This is a genomic window from Salinivibrio siamensis, from assembly GCF_001996005.1.
Classification (GTDB): Bacteria; Pseudomonadota; Gammaproteobacteria; order Enterobacterales; family Vibrionaceae; genus Salinivibrio; species Salinivibrio siamensis.
Map to the genome: position 1 here is coordinate 1 of NZ_MUFB01000033.1, position 21,407 is coordinate 21,407.

Sequence of the window (21,407 nt, forward strand, 5' to 3'; positions counted from 1 at the left end):
CTCTATGAGAGGAAACTTAAGAATCACTTAAGAGGGACAAAAAATAAAAAAGTTATATTTTACAATTAGATAAATTTTTTAGGTGCATTTTTATCGGCAGGAGGAGATTCTTAAGCTTTTCTTAAGTATCGCGCCGTAAGCTCAGTGACAATCAGCCAATAAAGGATGTCACCGCTATGGTCAATTCAGCGAGTCGATTTGAAATTGTTACACCAGACTCAGCGAATCGCGCTGAAATAGAGGCGTATATTGCTGAACGCTATCAACAAGCCTTCAACGCGACAATTACCACCTTCATGCCTTATTTGTCCTGCCTGAGAGGACAAGACGATCGCTTATTGTCGGTGTGCGGTTATTGCCCTGCTGCGTATCAGCCGCTTTTTCTCGAACAATACCTTACCGATGATGTTGCCGACGCACTTAGCGCTCACTATCAGCAAGTGATTACGCGTTCCTCGGTGATTGAGTTTGGGCAACTGGCCTCATTCTCTTCGGGGACGTCACTACCACATTTCCACGCTTTAGCGAATGGGCTGCTATCCCACGGATACATGTGGTGTGTGTTTACCGCGACAGGGCCGCTATATGCACTCATGCGTCGATTTGGCCTTGCTCCCCATCTTCTGACCAATGCGGATGCGAGTCGCTTACAACCCACTACTGACCAATGGGGCAACTACTACACGCGGATGCCTCGTGTCTGTACCGGTAACCTTGCTCAAGGTGCCGAGCAGTTGGAGCGGATTGTGTCTAAACACCGCCATACGGAGAATGCCAATGCGCGTCTTATTTGAACGTTTGGCTGAATATGCCTACGCCCAACCTGATCAGGTTGCCATTCAAGGGGCGGATGCATCTGGCGACTGCCTGATATTGACCTATCAAGCGCTTTGGGGGCGGATCAGGGCGTTGAGTGAAACGCTATTGGCGCTCGATACACAGATGATTGGGCTTGCCGGTGATAACAGTGTTAGTTGGGTACTGATCGATCTTGCCGCTGCGTATGCAGGTATTTCAATTGTGCCGATCCCGCCCTTTTTTACGGCTGAACAACAACATCATGTCTTGGATACGGCAGGGGTAGATTGGGTGATCGGCTCGCCACATCCTGATGTCGCATTAAGCCATGCATCTGTGACTACATTGGCGGGGTTACCATGCCATGCACGAGACGTAGACGCACCGCCAGCTTTGCCTCCTGCCGTAAAGGTCACGTTTACTTCAGGCTCGACTGGTTCTCCCAAGGGCGTGGTATTGAGCGCAGCCACACTAGAGAGCGTTAGTGTATCGCTTGCCAGTACCGTCTCCACCACTGCGGTACCCTCCCGTCATTTAGTCGTCCTTCCCTTATCCACACTACTGGAGAATATGACGGGTGTTTACGTGCCCCTTTTGCTTGGTGTGACGACAGTGATCCCATCCAGCTATGACTTGGGACTGGTCGGCTCAAGCCAGTTAAACCTGAATCAATTGATGAGCGGACTGATTCGTTATCGCCCGCAAAGCTTGGTACTTACTCCTGCGTTATTGCGAGCCGTCATCCATCTTGGTGAACAGCATCCTGGCGCGGTTGCCGACCTCAAGCACGTTGCTGTCGGAGGTGCAAAGGTGCCACCGGGCTTATTGCGCGCAGCAAGTCGGCTTGGCTTATCGGTTTTTGAGGGTTATGGCTTATCGGAGTGCGGATCAGTGGTGAGTTTGAATACCTCCGAGCACCATTGTGTTGGCAGTGTGGGTAAACCGTTACCTCACCATCGTGTTTTTCTCGCACCAGACGGTGAAATCATGGTAGCAGGCGCGACATTCTCAGGTTATCTGGATCGCGACTTTCACCCTCACCAAGGCGCCGTTGCGACGGGAGATATCGGTGAGTTTGATGATGACGGCTTTTTGTATGTAAAAGGTCGCAAAAAAAATCAACTCATTACGGCTTTTGGCCGCAACATCCATCCAGAGTGGATTGAGGCGGAAGCCATGGCCTATTCGGCGCTTAGCAACATGGTGGTATTAGGAGAGGGGAAGGACTACCTGACTGCCATTATTGGTAGCGACTCTCCTGATCAAGCAAAGCAGCAGTTGATGCAGCTTAACCACCAACTGCCCGACTATGCGCAACTTCGAGCGGTGATATTTACCGCTCCTTTTCATCAGCAACCCCATTTAATTACGGCAAATGGCCGCCCTAAACGCGATGTCTTTTGCCAACAATTTGAGCCGCAACTTAACACGTCGGCCCAACCATTACTGACTGACGAAACCCTGCCAATCACGGCACATTCCTAGGAGGATTTATGGATAATCAAGGTTTTTTCCATGTACTAGATAAAGAAACCGCTCAGGCGAGAGCCTCAATGCTGAGTGTGCCTGTGATTGAGGCTTGCGACTATAAGGCGATCACGCTGCAAACCTACACGACCTTTCTTGTTCAGGCTTATCATCATGTGAAGCATACCGTTCCATTACTGATGGCCTGTGGTTCTCGGTTGCCGGAGCACTATGAATGGTTACGCCAAGCGCTCGGCGCATATATTGAGGAAGAGAAAGGTCACCATGAATGGATCTTGGATGACTTGCGCGCATGTGGCTTTGATGCCGAACTAGCGAGGGCTAACTGCGGTGAGGGCCAAGTCGGGTTAGGGATTGAGATGATGGTGGCGTATTTATATCACCAAATTGATCGCAAAAATCCAATGGCTCTATTTGGCATGGTTTGGGTGCTGGAAGGTACGAGCGTCTCAATCGGCGGCTCGATGGCCGCACTGATCCAGCAAACGCTTTCTCTACCCGATACAGCGATGCGGTATTTAACGTCACACAGCACCTTGGACGTAGAGCATATTGGCTATTTTGCCGATTTGATGAACAAGGTAACGGATCCCGCGGACCAACAAGCCATCATTGATAGTGCGAACCGTGTTTATGCGCTGTATGAATCAATGCTGCGAGCGCTTCCTATGGCCACGACGCAGACCCAAGTGGCGTAGGAGGCGGTAATGAAAAACACAATTATATTGCTAACAGGAGCGACAGGAGGCATTGGCCGAGCACTGGCTGATGTACTGGCAAAAAAAGGCGCAATACTTGTGCTCGTCGGCCGCCACCTCACTGCGTTGCATGATCTCAATAACCAGCTTATGAATGGCGAGCATCATCAGATCATCGAAGCAGACATTGGTACAGCAGAAGGCAGAGACAAGGTGAATCAGCATGCACGATGGCTGGGTCAGCAAGGTACGCCAATAGAAATACTGATCAATAATGCGGGGGTAAATTGTTTTAATTATCTATCCATGCGCGCAGATGACAGTATTGAACATGAAATTGCCATCAATCTAACTGCCCCCATTTTGCTTTGCAAACATGCACTCACGTGGCTCGCACCGACAGGTCTCATTGCCAACATTGGCTCAACCTTTGCTGGTATCGGTTTTCCCGGATATGCCAATTACGGTGCGACCAAATCAGGCCTGTATCGCTTTACCGAAGCGTTAAATCGGGAGTTATATGACAGTCAGCAGTGTGCCATTTATATCGCGCCTCGAGCCACCAAAACGGCGTTAAATGATGCACGTGCAACGGCGATGAATAAGCAATTGCGAAATCATGTGGACTCACCTGAGTGGGTAGCGAATCACATTGTTCGCGCCATCGAAAAGCGTTGCTTTGCGGTGTGGCTCGGGTGGCCCGAAAAACTGTTTGTTCGTCTGAACCAACTTTTTCCATCGTTAGTGGGTCATGGGATCGCAAAACAAAAAGACATCATTGATTTTCACGCCAATACGCCGCAAGGCTTGCCAGTTGTAGAGGAGTCACACCATGACTATTCGTAAATCATTTTATATTACCGTATGGGCACTCAGTTGGTCTTTGATCAGTGCGACAGTGCTGGCCGACCCTATCTTGGCTAAGATCCAGACGCGCTGGGCACAATGTAACTACACTATCGAAAGCAGTGACGACAAAGTGGCGTGTTTCGACCGTTTAATCGATGATACGCAAATTGCACTTCTTGCCCAACCAGCGCGTCATGATCTGAAAATATGGCTTGCTATCAATAAGAGCTCGTTAGCCGGGGTTGATGGTGGCATGGGAGCATTAGGCTTGGTCAAGGATGCAAAAATTCTACTCGAAGATGTGATAACACAGGCGCCGGAAACGCTGGACGGTTCGGCCCTAACGAGCCTCGCGACGTTGTACCACAAAGTGCCGGGCTGGCCACTCGCATTTGGTGATGACGATAAGGCTGCTGAGCTGTTTAAAAAAGCACTCGCGATCAACCCAGACGGCATCGATTCGAACTATTTTTATGGCGAATTTCTAGCGGATACCGGAAAAACAAATCTCGCTGTGGCATTCTTGAAGCATGCACAACAAGCCCCTGCGCGGCCAGACCGCCCTCTCGCTGACCAAGGACGCCAACAAGAAATTATCCAAAAACTGAAGGAGCTTAATCAGCAATGAGGCTGTTACTCGTCGAAGATGATTGCATGCTAGGGGAGTCCATGGTGGCGTCGCTGCAGCGTCACGGCTATACCGTTGATTGGTTGCAGCGAGGCGGTGGTGTGGATGCGTTGTTAAATACCGAAAGTTTTACCGCTATCATTCTAGACTTAACCTTGCCAGACACTGATGGGCTTCATGTGTTGCGTAAAATTCGCCGCAAACATAGCGATATCCCTGTGATGATTTTGACAGCACGCGATGACATTGATGACCGTGTGAAAGGGTTAGATGGTGGAGCCGATGACTACATGATCAAACCTTTTGCGCTCGAAGAGCTATTGGCGCGTCTGCGCGTCATGATTCGGCGTATTTCCGGTTATGCCGATACCACGATGTCATGCCATGGCGTGACCTTGTCGATGGCAACGGGTGAAGTGGAGATGAAGGGTGCACCTATTCGGTTAACTCCTAACGAGTTCAAACTGTTATCCACACTGATGGCACATGCTGGCCGAGTAATGAGCAAAGATCAACTTCAACAAGCGCTTCATGGTATGGATGAGGGAATTAGTCCGAATGCCATTGAAGTCCATATTCACAATTTACGCAAAAAAACGGGTGGAACCTTGATTCAAAACATTCGTGGGGTTGGGTATATCATTGAGAAATAAACAGCGCCCACATTCAATAAAACGCCATCTTACATTCAGCACTGTGTGTGTGGTGGGGGTATTAATGTTTGTCTCTTGGCTGCTGGTGTATAGCGAAGCCCGTCATGAAATTAATGAAGTCTATGACGCGCGATTAGGGCAATCGGCAAAAACGTTGGCGCTGTCGGTAATGAGCTGGGGAGATCTGCCGCCAGATAACTTTACACAAAGTTATACCCATTGGTTAAACGCGATCACTGCCAACGCAAAAGATGACGATACGACTACACCATTTGGTCACCCCTATGAAGATAATTTGTTTTTTCAGTACCGTGTTAACGATGCATTAGTTGCCAAAAGTCCGAACGCACCGGCGCAATGGATAGGGACATCGGACAACCCCGGATTTGATATGGTCACCGCAGCAGGTGAACAGTGGCGCACCTTTCTATTAGTATTCACACTGCCGGATAAACGGCAAGCGAGTCTGTTGGTGGCGGAAAAAGAGGCGATTCGCCAAGAGTTGATGACAGAAGTCTCGTTGACCATTGGCTTACCCCAGCTCCTATTGATCCCACTTTTAGCCGTTATTGTTGTGGTGTTGGTTAGCCGTGCATTTAGGCCGCTAGGCGAATTAAAAGAGACGATCGCTGCGCGCAGTGTTGATAATCTCGATCATATTCATGTATCACAACCCACCGTTGAGCTCTCACCACTCGTCAAGCAGATCAATTATTTGTTTTCTCAGTTGAATAATGCCTGGGTGCGTGAAAAGCGTTTGGTCAGCACTGCGGCACACGAGTTAAAAACCCCCCTCGCGGTACTGCGACTCAATGCAGAAAACGCCTTGTCTGCGACCACAGAAGCGGAGCGTGATAATGACTTGACCAATATTCTGACTGGCATCGATCGAACTGATCGCGTTATCCAGCAGTTGCTCATGCTTTCGCGGGTGGAGCAGCAAAAAAATACCGAAGTCACGCAGGTAGATATTGTTCCATTGTTGCGAGAACAAATCGCCGCGCTCGCACCGATGGCATTGACGCAACAACAGTCAATAGAGCTTGAAGGGCGAGAGAGCCTGTGGGTCAAAGGTCATCCTGTAATGTTGTCAGTTTTATTTACTAACCTGATTGATAATGCAATTCGCTATGCAGGAAAAGGCGCATCTATCAGCGTGATCATCAGCCACTCAGCCAATACCGTCGTGGTGGAAGTGATTGATTCTGGCGACGCGATATCGGACGAAATTAAGAGCCGTATTTTTGATAAATTTTTCCGCGGTCATACCGAGAAAGGTGATGGGGCGGGGTTGGGAATGTCGATTGTCAAAGACATTGTGGAACAGCATCACGCGAGTATTATGATTCAAAGCCCGTACTTTTCTGACTATGGCAATGGTTTTACGGTGACTTTTCCAATGGTCTAGGCATGTGAGCATTCATAACCTTACGCCAACTGGTCGCGCAAGAACCGGTGTAACGCCTTGACTGCGGGAGTGAGTTGTTGGCGCGACGGACATAATAGGTGGAGTGGAGCGAGCTCACCTTGCCAATCGGTGCACAAGGGCACTAACCGTCCTGCATTCAGATCCGCTTTGACATCGAGCGCCGATTTATAAGCGATCCCTTTTCCTGATAATGCCCATTGCCTTACCACGCCGCCATCATTGCTGGCGCGCCGCCCTGTCACACTGACTGCAATGTCTTCCTCTTGGCGATGAAACTGCCAACGGTTATAGCGCACTTCATTTAGCTCGTAGAACAGGCATTCATGGTGTTTCAAATCCAAAGGATGCGCGGGCGTTTTATGCTGGGCTAAATACTCGGGGGAGGCCACGAGCACCCGACGATTATCTTTAACCAACGGCATTGCGATCATACTGGAATCGCCCAACACACCATAACGAATCGCGATATCAATAGGCTGGGAAAATAACTTGGCTTGTTCGTCGGATAACGACAGGCGGGTACTGATGTTGGGGTAAAGCGACATAAACGCATCAAGCAGCGGAAGGATCACGTCACGGCCCAAATCAGACGGCGCGGAAATAAGCAGCGAACCTTGGATCTTATCGGCGTTTTGCAGTTGTTGTTGACCTTGTTGTAGCAAGTCTAACGCTTGTTCGCTGTAGCGCAGAAACTGCTCGCCTTGTTGAGTGAGTCGCAAACTGCGTGTTGAGCGCACAAAAAGCGGGCTGCCTAACTCAGTTTCTAACCGTTTTATGGCGGCACTGGCAACGGCGGGAGACACATCTAATTGTCTGGCCGCGCCAGTTAAGCTGCCGTGTTTGGCCGCTTCGACGAAGATAGCCAGATCTTGAAGTGCTTTCATTATCAAAAAAATGTTGAAAGAGATGTCTCTATAGCATGGTTTTTCTTTGTGGTGATTGTCAATAGGCTGATAGCCACTTACTAACACTATCACGCTCGACCACCACAAGGAGATCAGCATGTCTTTGTTTGATGATTACCAACAATCTGGGCTGTCGCTCGCTAACCGCATTGTCATGGCACCAATGACACGCGCTCGCACCGACCAGCCAGGCAATACTCCTAATGCGATGATGGCTGACTATTATCGCCAACGCGCTAGCGCAGGGCTTATCGTGACGGAAGCGACGCAAATTTCTCCACAAGGGCAGGGATATAGCTTCACGCCAGGCATTCATAGCGACGCCCAGATCGCGGGCTGGCGTCATGTCACGGACGCCGTGCATGCTGAGGGAGGTAAAATCTTTTTACAGCTGTGGCATGTGGGTCGTATGTCGCATCCCATTTTTCACGAAGACGGTTTGCCTGTCGCACCGTCGGCGTTATCTCCTGAAGCGAGTGTATGGATAGCTGACGAAAATGGCGGAAGCATGCGTCCGTGTCCTATCCCGCGTGCATTGGAAACCGACGAAATCCCACGCATTGTCGATGATTACCGGCAAGCCGCCTTGAATGCCGTAGAAGCGGGCTTTGATGGTGTCGAAATTCACGCCGCCAATGGCTACCTCATCGACCAGTTTCTACGCTCGACCTCCAATCATCGCGATGATCAATACGGCGGCAGTCGTGAAAACCGGATGCGCTTTTTGGTGGCGATCATGACAGCGATTAGTGAGGCGATTGGTGCGTCACGCACTGGGATCCGTCTGGCTCCTTTTATCACTGCGCGTGGAATGAACTGCCCTGACATTATTCCCACCATTCTTGAGGTGGCAAGCCATGCCAATCAACTGGGGCTTGCCTATTTGCATCTTGCCGAAGCGGACTGGGATGATGCGCCGCAAGTTGATGATGATTTCCGCCATCAGCTGCGCGCGCGGTTCGACAACGCGATCATTGTGGCCGGAAAATACGACCAACCCAAAGCAGAGAGCCTGATTGCTCGCGAGTTGGTGGATTTAGTGGCATTTGGTCGTCCTTTTATTGCCAACCCAGATTATGTCGCCCGTCTCCAACATGGCTGGCCACTGGCTGAATTTAACTCTCAGACCCTGTTTGGCGGCAATGAAGCAGGCTATGTCGACTATCCCAGCTATTCCGTCTCCCCCAGCTATCACACAGAATGAGGACAGCATCATGACAATACAAACGTTACCGACAGAGATGCATGCGGTTGGTTATCGCTTTGCGCACCCGATAGAAAAGGCCACATTGGCTGACATCATTTTACCCACGCCGATTCCTAACGATGATGACTTGCTGGTGGAAGTGAAGGCGGTTTCTGTTAATCCTGTGGATGTCAAAATCCGCGGCAACGTCGGTGCACCTGAGGGACAGCATAAAGTGCTGGGGTGGGATGCGGCGGGCATAGTGCGTCAAGTTGGTCGCCATGTGACGGGGTTTCAGCCCGGCGATAGGGTGTGGTATGCCGGCGCGCTCGATCGGCCCGGATCGAATGGTCAATTCCAATGTGTGAATGCAAAAATAGCGAGTGCCATGCCTAAAACGCTGTCATTTGCCGATGCCGCCGCTATGCCACTGACTGCACTTACGGCGTGGGAGTTACTGTTTGATCGCTTAAAGGCCGGACTTGAGCCGGAGTCGAGCACTTTACTGATTGTGGGCGCAGCAGGTGGGGTGGGATCGGTGTTAACTCAGCTTGCGAAACAACTGACGTCGTTGACGGTGATCGGTACTGCGTCGCGACCAGAGAGCCAAGCGTGGGTGAAAAAAATGGGCGCCGATCATGTCATTGACCATGCTCAGCCCTTACAGCCGCAGCTTGATGCGTTGGGAGTAGAAGCGGTAACCCATGTCGCGAGTCTTAATCATACCGAGGCGCATTTGGAGCAGCTGGTAGATTGTCTGATCCCTCAAGGCAAACTGGCGTTGATTGACGACCCAGAACAGCTCGATATTCGAAAGTTAAAGAGTAAGTCGATTTCGTTGCACTGGGAGTTCATGTTCACCCGCAGTTTGTACTCGACGACTGACATGTACCAACAACATGTGATCTTGGCGAATGTGGCTAAATTGATTGACCAAGGCGTGCTAAAGTCCACGGCCTCTCATCAACTAACCGGGCTTAATGCAGCCAATTTAATCCTTGCACATCAAGCCGTAGAAAGTGGCCGAACCATCGGCAAGTACGTTATCGCACAAAGCTAACCCACTGAAGCTAATCCACTAAAGCTCAACCACTTTGTTTACCTCAGCCTTATGTGATCCGGCATAAGGTTTTTTGTATATAATGGTAGACATGGTGCATTCATATTTGGTTTGATAGGTGAGTAATAAGAAAGGTGGGTTAGGTATGAAATTGTATAATGTAATTAAAGCGTATTTGTTTGAGGCAATGGTTCTCGGCGGTGCGCTTGCACTTGGGATCTGGCTAATGGTTTCAGGGTATTTGCTTTACTAGTGACAACAACATGGGTCTAAGAGAACGGGCTTTCTTTGCTCAATTCGTTGCAAATCTCGACAATAACAAGAGACAGTCCMGAGCGGATGACTTGCTGCTGGCGCTGCAGTTGTAGCTGATAAAACTCAATATCCACATCATCCTCTGGCGCTTCTATATCGCGCTGCATCATGCTCATATTGTCGACTTTACGAAGCTTTTTTACCGCATCCAGTACTTTAGGGTCGGTGAACTGGTAGTCGTCAGCATCATTACTTAGCTGGTTTTTAAGCTTAATGATTTGTTCAATATCGTGATAAGCGTCATCTGATAATACGCCCAAGCCAAACAAGAGTTTCACTCGCACAGAAAGATCACCCAGCGGCCCCGTGTCGTGCAGCAATGGGCCTACAACCGACTCTACCGCAAAATTATCTTTGCGAAAGACGCGTTTGACTAATCCATCAATAGATGCCTCAAAAACATCGACCGCCGCGACAAAGAAGCCACGTACGGTGGGCGCCTGGTTTAATCGCTCAATGATGTCTGTTTCGTCGAAATTTTCTGCCATAGCCTCAATACTGCTTATTGTTATAACGGGGGAGCGAAACTCCCCCTGTGAAGTGCGCGGTTTACAATTGTTGGTACAGGGTGTCGATTGCCTCAACCTCCGGGCAGTCTTCTGCCAAGCCGGTGTATGTCGCCAACGTCTTTCTAACGCCTACCTCTGCCAATGACGACTGAAGCTCTTGCGCTTGTGGGTCTGTTTTATTGGTGTACTTTAATGCTGCCGCGATGCCTTTTAACAAGGCTTGGTTATCAGTACCGTATTCTATTGTACCCAGTAGTGGCTTGATAAGCCTATCGTTTTCACTCAGCTTTCTAATAGGTTGGCGACCAACACGGTCGACCTCATCAACCAAGTAGGGGTTTGAGAAACGTCCTAAAATTTTCTCGATGTACGCTTGGTGAGCGGCGCGATCAAACCCGTAGCGTTGGATAAGCACTTCGCCGCTTTCTTCCATGGCCTGTTTCACCAGCGCATGAATCTGCGGGTCGGTAATGGCTTCACGAATGGTGCGGTGGCCGCTTAAGCAACCCAAATACGCCGTGATACAGTGGCCCGTGTTCAAAGTGAAAAGCTTGCGCTCGACGAAGGCCATGAGGTTCTGCGTTTTCTCCATGCCCGCAATGTCTGGGATGTCGCCTTTGAACTGTTGCTCGTCCACAATCCACTCGCTGAAGCTTTCTACCGTCACTTCTAATGGGTCATCGTTCGCAGCTTCCGCCGGCGGTACAATGCGATCAACTGCGGAGTCGACAAAACCAATCAGTGCGTCTGCTTTCTCATGTAGCGAGGGGTCAAGGTGCTTATAAACTTCGCCTTTGAGATGCGACGTACCACGGATCATGTTTTCACAGGCAATGATATTTAGCGGGGCCTCATTGCCTGATGCGAAACGTTTTTCAATGCCGGTGGCGATGGTCTTGGCAATAATATCAAGCACATTGGGGCCCACCGCCGTGGTCACTAAATCCGTTTTTACGATTTTTTCGATAACATCATCACTTGCCGAATTGACCGCCGTGATATGAGAAACCGTGTCGATATGGCAGTCGTTACCTACCACTTTGACCTTGTAGCTTTGTTTGTGACTAAGTTGGTCAATAAGGGGCGCATCGACATCGGCAAAGGTGACCTCGACATTGGCATCGGCGAGCAATTTTCCGATAAAGCCGCGACCGATATTACCGGCACCAAAATGAACAGCATTTTTCATAATATTTACCTCAAACTAAAAACGATGGTGATGAGAGGCCACCGAGGTGGCCTATTGGGCTGATTAATGGGATGACGTCATATGGGTGACGTTTTCATCACTCAATAGATTGAGGACCTCGTCAATACTGTCTGTACTGGTGAGAATGTCTATTGCATCTGGCTCATCTAACGCATTAGTAATGGCGGTAATTACTTGAATATGTTCATCGTTTTTGGTGGCAATGCCAATCACTAACTTGGCAATATCCTCTTTGTCGTCGGTGAACTGCACGCCAGACGGATACTGACACACCACAATACCCGTTTGTTTGACGCCATCTTTTGCTTTGACGGTGCCATGAGGGACGGCGATCGACTCCCCGAGGTAAGTGGGAGTTAATGCCTCACGCTCAAACATCGCGTCGACATAACCTGGCTCCACGTAGCCAAGTTTGACAAGTTGCTCACCGGCAAATCGAATCGCTTCATCCTTGCTTTTGGCCGTTAAGCCAAGATGAATGTTTTTACGCTGCAGTTGAAAAGCAGGTGCCGGGGTTGGTTCGAAGCTATCGTCATTGGCCGCCGTTGTTGGAACCTGAAGCACTTGCGGATCGTTTGCCGCGGGATACTGGGCGGCAAGAATTTGGGTAACCAACTGGCCGTACACATCGCCGTCTAAAAAGTTATTAAGAGAAATATGGTGTGCTGCTGGTGCGTGAGTGCGTGCGCGCTCGGTCAGATCTTTGTGCGTAATCACAACCTGCGCATCCTCAGGCAGATTATTGACCGCAATATTCGTGACACCAATGTCCAAGCCTGCATTTTGCACTTTTTTGCGCAGCAAGCTGGCACCCATGGCACTAGAGCCCATGCCAGCATCACAGGCAACTAAAATATGCTTTACGTCAGCAAAGTTAACTGTGGCTTTAGGCGCAGAAGAGGGGGCGGAGGTGCTTGCTTTAGCGCCTGATTTCATGTCTTTCATTTTGGCGGTCGCCTCATCAAGTGAGGCCTCGTCACCTTCACCCTCTGTGCTTTTCTGTGTTTTCATCAGTAAAGCGGCGACCACAAATGACACGCTGGCTGCGGCAATAATTGAGGCCAAGACGCCGACAATTGAGCCTTTTTGCGTCATTAACAGTACAGCAAAAATAGAGCCTGGCGAAGCGGGCGACACAATACCTGCATCAAACATAGTGAGAACGAACACACCTGTCATACCACCCGCAATCGCGGCAAGAATAAGGCGTGGATTCATCAGAATGTAAGGGAAGTAGATTTCGTGAATACCACCGAAGAAGTGAATAATGGATGCACCGCCCGCGGTTTGACGTGCCGTGCCTTTACCAAACACCATGTAGGCAAGCAAGATGCCTAAACCAGGACCTGGGTTTGCCTCAATGAGGAAGAAAATAGACTGACCAGCTTCTGAGGCTTGTTGGATGCCCAGCGGTGAGAAAATACCGTGGTTGATCGCATTGTTGAGGAAAAGAATCTTAGCAGGCTCAACAAAGATTGAGGTCAGTGGTAACAGGTGTGCTGAGACCAAAAACTCCACACCCGCTGCGAGACCACTAGACAAGAGCTTAACAAACGGGCCGATGAGGAAAAATGCGATAATCGCGCAAAGCATACCGATAATACCGGCAGAGAAGTTATTCACTAACATCTCAAACCCGCTTTTCACTTTGCCATCGACATAGGCATCAAATTTTTTGATCGCCCAGCCACCGAATGGACCAACCATCATCGCGCCCATAAACATGGGAATGTCCGTCCCGACAATCACCCCCATGGTGGTAATTGCGCCGACAACCGCACCGCGTTCGCCGCCAACAAGTTTACCGCCGGTGTAGCCGATCAGTAGTGGTAGTAGGTAGGTAATCATGGGACCGACCATGGCCGCCAATGTCTCATTGGGGACCCAGCCGGTTGGAATGAATAGTGCGGTAATAATCCCCCACGCGATGAATGCGCCGATATTAGGCATCACCATGTTTGAGAGGAAGCGACCAAAATTCTGTATCTTGATCTTGGTGTCAGATGATATCATAACAATACCCCGTTTGATGTTCTCATTGAACGTGTGTGGTAGAACGGTTCGCCAAAACCGTCTGGCTAGTAAGTACCCAGTCAATTTACCACATATTTTTTCGAGAGAACTGATAACGGGGATTTATTGACTCAACTCTCATTATTCACTTCGCAACTATATGTTAGTCCAACACCTGTCACAGAAATAACATGTAAATTTAGCACAAAACGCAATGATCAAAATTGTCAATAAAATCTATAGAGATTCATATCACATTTTTGATTTTTTATTTATAAAATATATAGTGATGTAGATCACTCTTTATTTTTTTAGAATAGTGAAATAAAAAACTAGAGTGATGAATATCACACTATCATCCTGGTCAATAATGATTMATCAAGTGATAGATATCACACTTGTATTTTTATTACGGATGAGGTCGGTGTCGTGTGAGGTAGAAACCAAGCTCAATCGCGTTGAGCCTGGTGAGTTAAAATGCCAAGGTAGCCATTACAGACAAGAGAGTTAATACGCTCCTGCGCTGTAGATAAGCTCGTAACTGTGGCTGTAGATCTCCAAGATATTGCCAAATGGGTCTTCCATATAGATCATGCGATAGGGCTTCTCTCCAGGATAGTAATAGCGTGGTTTCTCCATACGTTTCTTACCACCCGCCTCAACAATACGTTCAGCCAGTGCTTCAACGTTAGGATCTTGCACGCAGAAGTGAAAGACGCCCGTTTTCCAGTACTCGAAATTGTTGTCAGGGTTTTGCTGATCTTTGAATTCAAATAGCTCGACACCCACTCGGTCACCGGTTGATAAATGGGCAATACGAAAGCGCTCCCAACCTTGACCAAACACATCGGTACACATCGCTCCAATTGCACTATTGTCTTCGATAATCTCGGTAGGTGTCATAATGAGATACCAGCCAAGCACTTGCGTGTAAAATTGAACGGCTTTGTCCAAATCAGGTACCGAAATACCAATGTGTGAAAATGTACGTGGATAAGGGGTTGGCATGCGTTGCTCCTTCTAAGATGACGTTGTCAGTGGTTGCAAGCATGAGGTATCACAAACATAATGTTAAATTATGGTTTGCAATAGTTATGATGACAATTTGTTATGGTTAATCCTGTTTGGCTGAAAACCTTTTGCACCCTGGTAGATGTTGGCAGTTTTACCAAAGCCGCTGATAAGTGTTTTATGACCCAATCAGGCGTCAGTCAGCACGTGCGAAAGCTCGAAGATGCTTTATCGACCACCTTACTGATTCGGAGTAAAAAGGGTATTGTCACGACGGAGGCTGGAGAGCAACTCTATCGTCAAGGCAAAGATGTACTACAAACACTCGATAACCTAGCCGTTAACATCAGTCAGGATCCCGGTTATGAAGGGGAGGTGCGTCTTATGTCGCCGGGAAGTGTTGGTCTCCGTTTATATCCTCATTTGCTCGATCTCCAGGTGACGTATCCGACACTTACGATTAACTATCGCTTTGCGCCAAATGGCGATATTCATAATGCCATCTTGAACAACACCATTGATATTGGCCTGACAACCGCATGTCCCGTTAATCCAAATATTCAGTCTGAACCCATTGGGGAAGAGCCGTTGTTGCTGGTGACACCGCGCCATGTCAAATCCCCGACTTGGGAAACACTCTGCCAGCTAGGATTCATTGATCATCCAGATGCGAGGCATCACGCCGAGTTATTACTTGGAGCGAACTTCGAGCAATACCAAACGGCACAGTTGCGTCCCATTAAGCAATCTGGCTTTTCTAATCAAATTGGTCTTATCTTACTACCCGTTGCACGCGGACTCGGCTTTACCGTGTTACCCGCCAATGCCGTCGCCGCTTTTGCTCAACAAGCGGCCATCAAAGCTCACCATTTACCGACACCGGTCAGTGAAACTTTATACCTTTCCTCTCTTGCCGGACGCGTGCTGCCCCAGCGCGCGATCAATATTTCAAACGTCATTAAAGAGCAGGTCAGTGATTCAATTGGCATGCATACATAATAAATGCGAAGAGTGACTTCATAACTAAGTGACAATGTCACGTGCTGCGCATGGACGACGCTTCTCCTGTCTTCTAATCTCTAAGAGTGCGAAAACGATTTGAGGTGGCAATGTGACGAGATGGTGGATATTAATGGTTTGCTGGTTGCCGTTGAGTGGACAGGCAAACACACTCACTGTTGCATATCGCGATCATACGGGGGCGATGTCATCCGCGACCAAAGCGATCGTCGAGCGGGTTTTTGACTCGGTTGACCCACAAATTGAACTCGCTTGGATAGAAATGCCGTTAGCACGGGCAGAGAATGCGCTCGCTAAAGGGATCATTGATATTGATTTTGGGCGCACCCGGTTTGTCTATCAGGACACGCCTCAGGCGCTTTATCCGAGTGAATCGCTGTTTTCCGTCGGTTATCACCTGTTTGGCCATACATATGTTGGCAACCCTCAAGACTATCAACGTGTAGTGGGAGTGATTGGTGACCAAGTAGCGCAAATGATCGCGGATAAGTACCAGTGGGAAATGGTCGGTGCGAGGAGTGAGCGCGCCGCGTTGAATATGGTCAATAGCAATCGGGTACAAGCCATGGTGGCTTATGTGGGCGTGGCAAGCATTATTGAAAAAGAGCAACTAACTAATGTGCGCATGGGGGATAACCCTATCAAGTCCATCCCCATCTATTTTGCGATTCATCAGCGGCATCAGGCACTTCTTGAGCGATTGGACGCCAGCATAGGTAAAATGAAAAAGAGCGGTGAAATGGCTGCTTTACTCGAAAAACATGGCGCCACTTATTGAGACGTGTTTTCTATCCGCAGCTTTTGCTCGCGCACTTTACGACGCAATAGTTCTGTATAAATCGGTTGTCCGCCCAGCAACTGTGCGACCAAGGTGGCACCGAGGGTGGTGATGATTAACGGCAAAATCAGATAATAGTTGTTGGTCATTTCAATCACCAACAAAATACCGGTAATCGGCGCGCGCACCGTGGCCGCAAATAAGGCACCCATGCCAGCAATGGCAAACATACCCGGCTCTATGCCCATATCTGGGTATATATTGGCAACCACTAACCCATAAACAGTGCCTAACAAGGTGCCCAGCGCCAGCATAGGCGCAAAGATGCCGCCAGGCGCACCCGAGCTAAAGCAAATCACCGTCAGTAATGTGCGCGCCATAAAGATAAACAGCAGGGCACTGATTGAGTAATTGAGGGTGACGAAATCTGGCACTAAATTAATGCCACCATGGGTCAGCTCAGGCGCATAGATAAGTAGTAAGCCAAAAAAGCCGCCTAACGTGGCACCCACTAACCAGATCCGTTTTTGGCTTTTCTGATAAAAGCGTTGGAAAAAATCCTGAAAGCGCATAATCAGAAAATTAAACAGTACGCCAAATACCCCAAAACAGCAGCCCAGAACGAGAAAGAACCACAGCGAAATAAGTGGCGGCGTTTCGTATTGTGGCAATACAATTACCGCCTCTTGGCCATTGATATAGCGAAAGACGATATCGGCCATAATCGCAGCAATGATCACCGCTTTAATTGAAATTAAGGTATAGCGAAATTGTGGTCGCATTTCCTCAACCACAAACATGATAGCCGCCAATGGAGCATTAAAAGCCGCCGCCAGCCCCGCTGCAGCACCGGAGGCGAGCAAGGTTTGGTTACTGTTCCTGTCTTTGATGCGGCAGGTATCGGTGACCATTCGGCCAATATTGGCACCAATTTGCACGCTTGGGCCTTCGCGGCCGAGAATCATGCCAGAGCCTAACGCGCCTAAACCACCAAAAAACTTCACTGGAATAACTCGCCACCATCGTGAGGGGCGAATGCCTTCCATCGCGCCCTCAACCTCTGGGATCCCCGAGCCTGCCGCTTCAGGTGCAAAACGATGAACAAGCCAATAGCCGAGTAAGGCGAGCCCCGCGCTAATAAGAAACGCGAGCACACCCAATGGAATCATCGAGTTGATGTTACTGTCTAACCATTCGGTTCTGGACTGAGACAGTGAGTGGATGGCGAGCTCGAAAAGGGTGACTACCACGCCGCCTAAAAAGCCAATGACTACCGCGAGTAAAAGGATAGAAACGGGCGTTTTGTCGCGAGACCATAATTTATCAAAGAAAACACTAGATTTGTAAAAGATAGCTCTCTTCTTGCCTGTTTTACTTACAATTTTCATCTGTGTGAACGCAAAGTGTGAAAAGAAAAGTGACGATGTACGGTGGCACARCTTCCTACGCCAACATCGTGCTGGGAACGTCCTATTCCCTGAGAGAACGCATTTATACTACGCCAATTAATGGAACATGCAAGCGCTCGACAGATACTTCATTGTCCAGTGATAAAGACAAAACCCGCGGGAGTAAGCGATACACTAACGAGGCAGCCGTAAGCGAACATTTTTATACGTTTTATCGGTGTGCACCGTATTGTCAGCCAGCGTACCACCTTTGTCAGCGCCAATAATTGATTTGAATTAGATCACAGTTTGTTGCGCTGAAAATGTCCGCAGCCGCTATATCGGATTGGTAACCGCGGTGTGGCCATGCCAGAGCAGCAAAGGCATGGCCATCGTCATTGGTTTAGCGGGGCGTCATTGGCCTTGAATAGCGGCAAGGCTATCGCCGATCGCTATCAGGCGATCCAAAATACGCTCACCATCGACGCCGATGCCGTTGTGTTCGTACTCGTTGGTCATCCACGCTTGGCTGTTGGCAATCTTCGCCAAGGTTTGGCGGGAGTAATCAAACTCAACAAACATGTCATCCACATAGGTGGCACAGGCGAGCGGCACCGTGTTGTGCTTGAGCACCTCGAGATCATAAAGCGCCGGCCAATCGGTTTTTTCCGCCAACAACATCGCGGCCTCTCTGAGTGGTTTGAGCGTGGCAAGTTGATCAAACATCCAGGGATAGACCATTTCTCCGGTAAACCGAAACGGCTGATCGGGCTGATAGTGGAACTGCGGGAACTGATCGCGTATTCGATGGGCTGACCACTGCGAGGCCTGCTGCTGGCAGTAAATCGATTCATGCAAAATAGCGTAGAAAGGGTTGGTTAAATACCCTTGCTCTGCCTGCATCGCATCAAGGAATGGATAGCTCAGCACACGCTCGCCGTTCACCTCAATAAAGGCTCGTTCCAATAAATAATAAAGCGGCAGTCCCGCATGACCGCGGCCGAGATTTAGGCCAATGGTCTGGAACTGCTCCACCGTAAACGGCTGACCGTTTGGCAGCGTCACCGCATTGTTTTGCAAATACTGGGCAATCTCGTGGCAGCGGGCTTGTGCATCGGGGAACTGAGCGAAAAACTGCTGGTTCTTATCTTCCACGCGCTGATAGGTTTTTTGGTACACCCTATCGGCATGCCCTTCAATCGGCGGAATACCGCCGGTGATAAACGCGCGCGATAGCGATTGCGGAAAGAAAGATAAATAGGTGAGCGCACAGAACCCACCAAAGCTTTGACCGAGGATCGCCCATTGCTTGATGCCTAACGCCTCACGCAAACACTCGGCGTCTTTCACGATGCTATCGGCACGAAAATGGCTCAGATAGTCCGCTTGCTCAGCGGCAGTGAGATGGGCAAGCGTTTGGTGATTCACCGGCGAGCTTAAGCCCGTGCCGCGTTGGTCGAGCAACAACACGCGGTAATCGTCTAATGCCCGTTTTAGCCAACCGCTCGCGCCATTAGGGCGAGGCGATTCCATGCCAGGTCCACCTTGAAAATACACTAGCCAGGGTAACGCTTGCTCATTTTTACGCGTATCGACGATTTCGCGGGCGAAAATCGAGAGAGAGGGGCTGTTAGCGTCATTATGATCCAGCGGCATATCAATATGATGACTGCGATAACGGAGATGGCGATCCCACAGATCTTGCATGGTAATTCCTTTACAAACAAAAAGATGACGCGAGATAGATTACCAGAGATGGTGGTAAGCAGCGAGCGCGTTTCATCCAAGCAACCTGCTATGTTTTTGTGATGCTCGTCACCTTTCTATTTACTTAGCCTGCTAACTATTTTATAGTGTCTGCCTGGCATTACTTAGCCTGCTAAGTATTTTTACGATGGAAGGAAAACTCGATGACATCGCCCAATCCCGAACACATGTCTATCGCTGAGCACTTAGGGCGCACGGCGCGATTATGGCGCCGTGTGGCGAATTCAGAGCTTGAGCCTCTGGGGCTGAGCTATCCACGTTGGAGTGCGCTTTGGATGTTGCGCCGATTGGGGGATGGCATCAGCCAAAGTGAATTGGCACAGGCGCTGGAAATTGAACTGGGCTCTTTGATGCGCACGTTGAAGCATTTAGAAGCGCAGGGGCTGATCACACGGCGCTGCTCGCCAGAAGATAAGCGCACTCGTACGGTGCATGTCACCGACAGTGGTAGTGACTTAATGTCACGCATCGAAGCGCGGGTGTTGCGGGTGCGCAAGCATTTGCTCTCTGGTATTGCAGCTGAAGATTTTGACGCCTTGGAGCGGGTGTTGGTCACCATTAATCAAAATGCAATGGACTATACCGCCACCACCGAAGACGACTGCGGCACAGAAGAATAGGTAATAGAGGTAAGAAGTACGAATGACACCGGATGAAAAATTTGCACGTTGGGTAAAAGTGGCCGCCCTCAGTTTTGTTTTGATTTTTGGCTACTTTTTGGTCGCCGATAACTTGATGCCGCTGACGCCCCACGCGATGGTCACGCGCACGGTGACTAAAGTGGCCCCGCAAGTCAGTGGGCCGGTCAGTGCGCTGGCGGTAGAAAACAACCAACGGGTTCACCAAGGCGATATTCTGTTTCGGATTGAAAGTGCGCCTTATCGCATTGCGGTCGACCAAGCCAAACTCGCCCTTGCCCAGGCGAGACAGACTAACGCCCAATTGGATGCTTCACTGATGGCCGCGCGGCAAGATGTCTCAGCATTGGCATCGGTCTTGGCACAAAAAGCGCGTGAAGCAAAACGCTTAAAAGCTTTGTTTGCTAAAAATGGTGTCTCGCAGCAGCAACGTGATGATGCGATCAGTGCGGCTAATACCGCCCGCGCTAAATGGGAAGCCGCGAAAGCGCGCGTTAGTGCCCTTCAAATTCAACGTGGCGGTGACGGTGCCAGCAATATCGCCGAACAAGTGGCGCTGAGCAAACTAAAAAAAGCCCAGCTTAACCAATCCTACACCACTGTTAGAGCCAGCCATGACGGGGTGGTAACCAACTTGCAGCTGGATGTGGGGGCTTATGCCAGTGCGGGTAAACCGCTGATGGCCTTGGTGTCTGAACGCGCCGATGTGATTGCCGACTTTCGCGAAAAAAGCGTACGCGATGTGCACACCGGCACGCCAGTGAATGTCACTTTTGATAGCGAGCCGGGCAAACTTTACGCGGGACACGTGAGCAGTGTCGATGCTGGGGTCAGTGCCGGACAAATCGACGCCAATGGTCAACTGGCGTCACCGTCTAACTCCAACCGTTGGGTGCGTGATGCGCAGCGAATGCGCCTGCACATTCAGCTCGACGAATGGCCTGGCCACTCGTTGCCAACCGGAGCTCGCGCCACGGTACAGCTAATGCCTGAAAGCACGGTGACGCAGTGGCTGGCCAGCGCGCAAGTCGGCTTTTTGAGTATGCTGCACTACATCTACTAAG

General features: G+C 49.6%; 20 protein-coding genes and 1 pseudogene. 14 read left to right on the top strand and 7 right to left on the bottom strand.

The window, feature by feature from the left end:
* Positions 1-176: 176 nt before the first annotated feature.
* The 8 genes and pseudogenes from BZG73_RS13880 (at position 177) to BZG73_RS13910 (ending at position 6,522) form a co-directional block, all read left to right on the top strand.
* A complete protein-coding gene (locus BZG73_RS13880) occupies positions 177-794 on the top strand; it encodes a thermostable hemolysin (protein ID WP_077668613.1) in 618 nt (205 codons plus the stop codon).
* On the top strand, positions 778-2,283 hold the full coding sequence (locus BZG73_RS13885) for an AMP-binding protein (RefSeq protein ID WP_077668614.1): 1,506 nt from the start codon (positions 778-780) through the stop codon (positions 2,281-2,283). The genes BZG73_RS13880 and BZG73_RS13885 overlap by 17 nt, the downstream gene beginning before the upstream one ends.
* 8 nt (positions 2,284-2,291) lie before the next feature.
* Positions 2,292-2,984 (top strand): TenA family transcriptional regulator, encoded by a 693-nt coding sequence (locus BZG73_RS13890; protein WP_077668615.1) that lies wholly within the window; start codon positions 2,292-2,294, stop codon positions 2,982-2,984.
* 9 nt (positions 2,985-2,993) lie between these two features.
* Positions 2,994-3,830 carry an SDR family oxidoreductase gene (locus BZG73_RS13895; RefSeq protein WP_077668616.1) on the top strand — a complete coding sequence of 279 codons (837 nt, stop codon included), beginning with the start codon at positions 2,994-2,996 and terminating at the stop codon, positions 3,828-3,830.
* Positions 3,817-4,461 carry a tetratricopeptide repeat protein gene (locus tag BZG73_RS13900; RefSeq protein WP_235606076.1) on the top strand — a complete coding sequence of 215 codons (645 nt, stop codon included), beginning with the start codon at positions 3,817-3,819 and terminating at the stop codon, positions 4,459-4,461. Before BZG73_RS13895 ends, BZG73_RS13900 begins: the two co-directional genes overlap by 14 nt.
* A pseudogene (locus tag BZG73_RS16355) lies at positions 4,458-4,827 on the top strand (response regulator); the annotation flags it as partial. The gene BZG73_RS13900 and the pseudogene BZG73_RS16355, both read left to right, overlap by 4 nt.
* 56 nt (positions 4,828-4,883) lie before the next feature.
* Positions 4,884-5,114: a helix-turn-helix domain-containing protein gene (locus tag BZG73_RS16360; RefSeq protein WP_407690287.1), complete on the top strand. Its 231-nt coding sequence runs from the start codon at positions 4,884-4,886 to the stop codon at positions 5,112-5,114.
* 64 nt (positions 5,115-5,178) lie between these two features.
* Positions 5,179-6,522 (top strand): sensor histidine kinase, encoded by a 1,344-nt coding sequence (locus tag BZG73_RS13910; protein WP_235606077.1) that lies wholly within the window; start codon positions 5,179-5,181, stop codon positions 6,520-6,522.
* A 20-nt stretch (positions 6,523-6,542) separates the two neighbouring features.
* Here BZG73_RS13910 and BZG73_RS13915 read toward each other — a convergent pair whose 3' ends face one another.
* Positions 6,543-7,427, bottom strand: coding sequence for a LysR family transcriptional regulator (locus BZG73_RS13915; RefSeq protein ID WP_077578505.1), 885 nt, complete (start codon positions 7,425-7,427; stop codon positions 6,543-6,545).
* Between the two features lie 118 nt (positions 7,428-7,545).
* On the opposite strand from BZG73_RS13915, the gene BZG73_RS13920 reads away from it, so the two are divergent.
* Positions 7,546-8,652, top strand: a complete 1,107-nt coding sequence (locus BZG73_RS13920; protein ID WP_077668618.1) for an alkene reductase — start codon at positions 7,546-7,548, stop codon at positions 8,650-8,652.
* Between the two features lie 10 nt (positions 8,653-8,662).
* The gene (locus tag BZG73_RS13925; RefSeq protein ID WP_456154132.1) at positions 8,663-9,694 is read left to right on the top strand and encodes a zinc-binding alcohol dehydrogenase family protein; all 1,032 of its coding nucleotides are present in this window, start codon (positions 8,663-8,665) and stop codon (positions 9,692-9,694) included.
* Positions 9,695-9,963: 269 nt separating this feature from the next.
* On the opposite strand, the gene BZG73_RS13930 is transcribed toward BZG73_RS13925, so the two are convergent.
* The 4 genes from BZG73_RS13930 to BZG73_RS13945 form a co-directional block, all read right to left on the bottom strand.
* A complete protein-coding gene (locus BZG73_RS13930) occupies positions 9,964-10,497 on the bottom strand; it encodes an MltR family transcriptional regulator (RefSeq protein ID WP_077668619.1) in 534 nt (177 codons plus the stop codon).
* A 61-nt stretch (positions 10,498-10,558) separates the two neighbouring features.
* Positions 10,559-11,707: a mannitol-1-phosphate 5-dehydrogenase gene (locus BZG73_RS13935; RefSeq protein ID WP_077668620.1), complete on the bottom strand. Its 1,149-nt coding sequence runs from the start codon at positions 11,705-11,707 to the stop codon at positions 10,559-10,561.
* 63 nt (positions 11,708-11,770) lie between these two features.
* The gene (locus BZG73_RS13940) at positions 11,771-13,741 is read right to left on the bottom strand and encodes a PTS mannitol transporter subunit IICBA (protein WP_077668621.1); all 1,971 of its coding nucleotides are present in this window, start codon (positions 13,739-13,741) and stop codon (positions 11,771-11,773) included.
* 507 nt (positions 13,742-14,248) lie between these two features.
* Positions 14,249-14,749, bottom strand: a complete 501-nt coding sequence (locus BZG73_RS13945; protein WP_046075723.1) for a lactoylglutathione lyase family protein — start codon at positions 14,747-14,749, stop codon at positions 14,249-14,251.
* A 102-nt stretch (positions 14,750-14,851) separates the two neighbouring features.
* On the opposite strand from BZG73_RS13945, the gene BZG73_RS13950 reads away from it, so the two are divergent.
* Positions 14,852-15,751, top strand: coding sequence for a LysR family transcriptional regulator (locus BZG73_RS13950; protein WP_077668622.1), 900 nt, complete (start codon positions 14,852-14,854; stop codon positions 15,749-15,751).
* A 133-nt stretch (positions 15,752-15,884) separates the two neighbouring features.
* Positions 15,885-16,550, top strand: a complete 666-nt coding sequence (locus BZG73_RS13955) for a substrate-binding periplasmic protein (RefSeq protein ID WP_077668623.1) — start codon at positions 15,885-15,887, stop codon at positions 16,548-16,550.
* Here BZG73_RS13955 and clcA read toward each other — a convergent pair.
* Complete coding sequence (gene clcA, locus BZG73_RS13960) at positions 16,544-17,938, bottom strand: H(+)/Cl(-) exchange transporter ClcA (protein ID WP_077668624.1); 1,395 nt, start codon at positions 17,936-17,938, stop codon at positions 16,544-16,546. The two genes, BZG73_RS13955 and clcA, sit on opposite strands and share 7 nt — an antisense overlap.
* Positions 17,939-18,352: 414 nt before the next feature.
* Positions 18,353-19,645 (bottom strand): alpha/beta fold hydrolase, encoded by a 1,293-nt coding sequence (locus BZG73_RS13965; RefSeq protein WP_077668625.1) that lies wholly within the window; start codon positions 19,643-19,645, stop codon positions 18,353-18,355.
* Between the two features lie 203 nt (positions 19,646-19,848).
* Between BZG73_RS13965 and BZG73_RS13970 the strand changes: the two genes are divergently transcribed.
* Positions 19,849-20,325, top strand: a complete 477-nt coding sequence (locus BZG73_RS13970; protein ID WP_046075728.1) for a MarR family winged helix-turn-helix transcriptional regulator — start codon at positions 19,849-19,851, stop codon at positions 20,323-20,325.
* 22 nt (positions 20,326-20,347) lie between these two features.
* Positions 20,348-21,406 carry an HlyD family secretion protein gene (locus tag BZG73_RS13975; protein ID WP_077668626.1) on the top strand — a complete coding sequence of 353 codons (1,059 nt, stop codon included), beginning with the start codon at positions 20,348-20,350 and terminating at the stop codon, positions 21,404-21,406.
* The last annotated feature ends 1 nt before the right edge of the window (position 21,407 follow it).

Bases quoted from the DNA above. Each gene is read 5' to 3' on its own strand.
- BZG73_RS13880 (WP_077668613.1), top strand. From the start codon at position 177: ATGGTCAATTCAGCGAGTCGATTTGAAATTGTTACACCAGACTCAGCG.
- BZG73_RS13885 (WP_077668614.1), top strand. From the start codon at position 778: ATGCGCGTCTTATTTGAACGTTTGGCTGAATATGCCTACGCCCAACCT.
- BZG73_RS13890 (WP_077668615.1), top strand. From the start codon at position 2,292: ATGGATAATCAAGGTTTTTTCCATGTACTAGATAAAGAAACCGCTCAG.
- BZG73_RS13895 (WP_077668616.1), top strand. From the start codon at position 2,994: ATGAAAAACACAATTATATTGCTAACAGGAGCGACAGGAGGCATTGGC.
- BZG73_RS13900 (WP_235606076.1), top strand. From the start codon at position 3,817: ATGACTATTCGTAAATCATTTTATATTACCGTATGGGCACTCAGTTGG.
- BZG73_RS16360 (WP_407690287.1), top strand. From the start codon at position 4,884: ATGAAGGGTGCACCTATTCGGTTAACTCCTAACGAGTTCAAACTGTTA.
- BZG73_RS13910 (WP_235606077.1), top strand. From the start codon at position 5,179: ATGTTTGTCTCTTGGCTGCTGGTGTATAGCGAAGCCCGTCATGAAATT.
- BZG73_RS13915 (WP_077578505.1), bottom strand. From the start codon at position 7,427: ATGAAAGCACTTCAAGATCTGGCTATCTTCGTCGAAGCGGCCAAACAC.
- BZG73_RS13920 (WP_077668618.1), top strand. From the start codon at position 7,546: ATGTCTTTGTTTGATGATTACCAACAATCTGGGCTGTCGCTCGCTAAC.
- BZG73_RS13925 (WP_456154132.1), top strand. From the start codon at position 8,663: ATGACAATACAAACGTTACCGACAGAGATGCATGCGGTTGGTTATCGC.
- BZG73_RS13935 (WP_077668620.1), bottom strand. From the start codon at position 11,707: ATGAAAAATGCTGTTCATTTTGGTGCCGGTAATATCGGTCGCGGCTTT.
- BZG73_RS13940 (WP_077668621.1), bottom strand. From the start codon at position 13,741: ATGATATCATCTGACACCAAGATCAAGATACAGAATTTTGGTCGCTTC.
- BZG73_RS13945 (WP_046075723.1), bottom strand. From the start codon at position 14,749: ATGCCAACCCCTTATCCACGTACATTTTCACACATTGGTATTTCGGTA.
- BZG73_RS13950 (WP_077668622.1), top strand. From the start codon at position 14,852: ATGGTTAATCCTGTTTGGCTGAAAACCTTTTGCACCCTGGTAGATGTT.
- BZG73_RS13955 (WP_077668623.1), top strand. From the start codon at position 15,885: ATGGTTTGCTGGTTGCCGTTGAGTGGACAGGCAAACACACTCACTGTT.
- clcA (WP_077668624.1), bottom strand. From the start codon at position 17,938: ATGAAAATTGTAAGTAAAACAGGCAAGAAGAGAGCTATCTTTTACAAA.
- BZG73_RS13965 (WP_077668625.1), bottom strand. From the start codon at position 19,645: ATGCAAGATCTGTGGGATCGCCATCTCCGTTATCGCAGTCATCATATT.
- BZG73_RS13970 (WP_046075728.1), top strand. From the start codon at position 19,849: ATGACATCGCCCAATCCCGAACACATGTCTATCGCTGAGCACTTAGGG.
- BZG73_RS13975 (WP_077668626.1), top strand. From the start codon at position 20,348: ATGACACCGGATGAAAAATTTGCACGTTGGGTAAAAGTGGCCGCCCTC.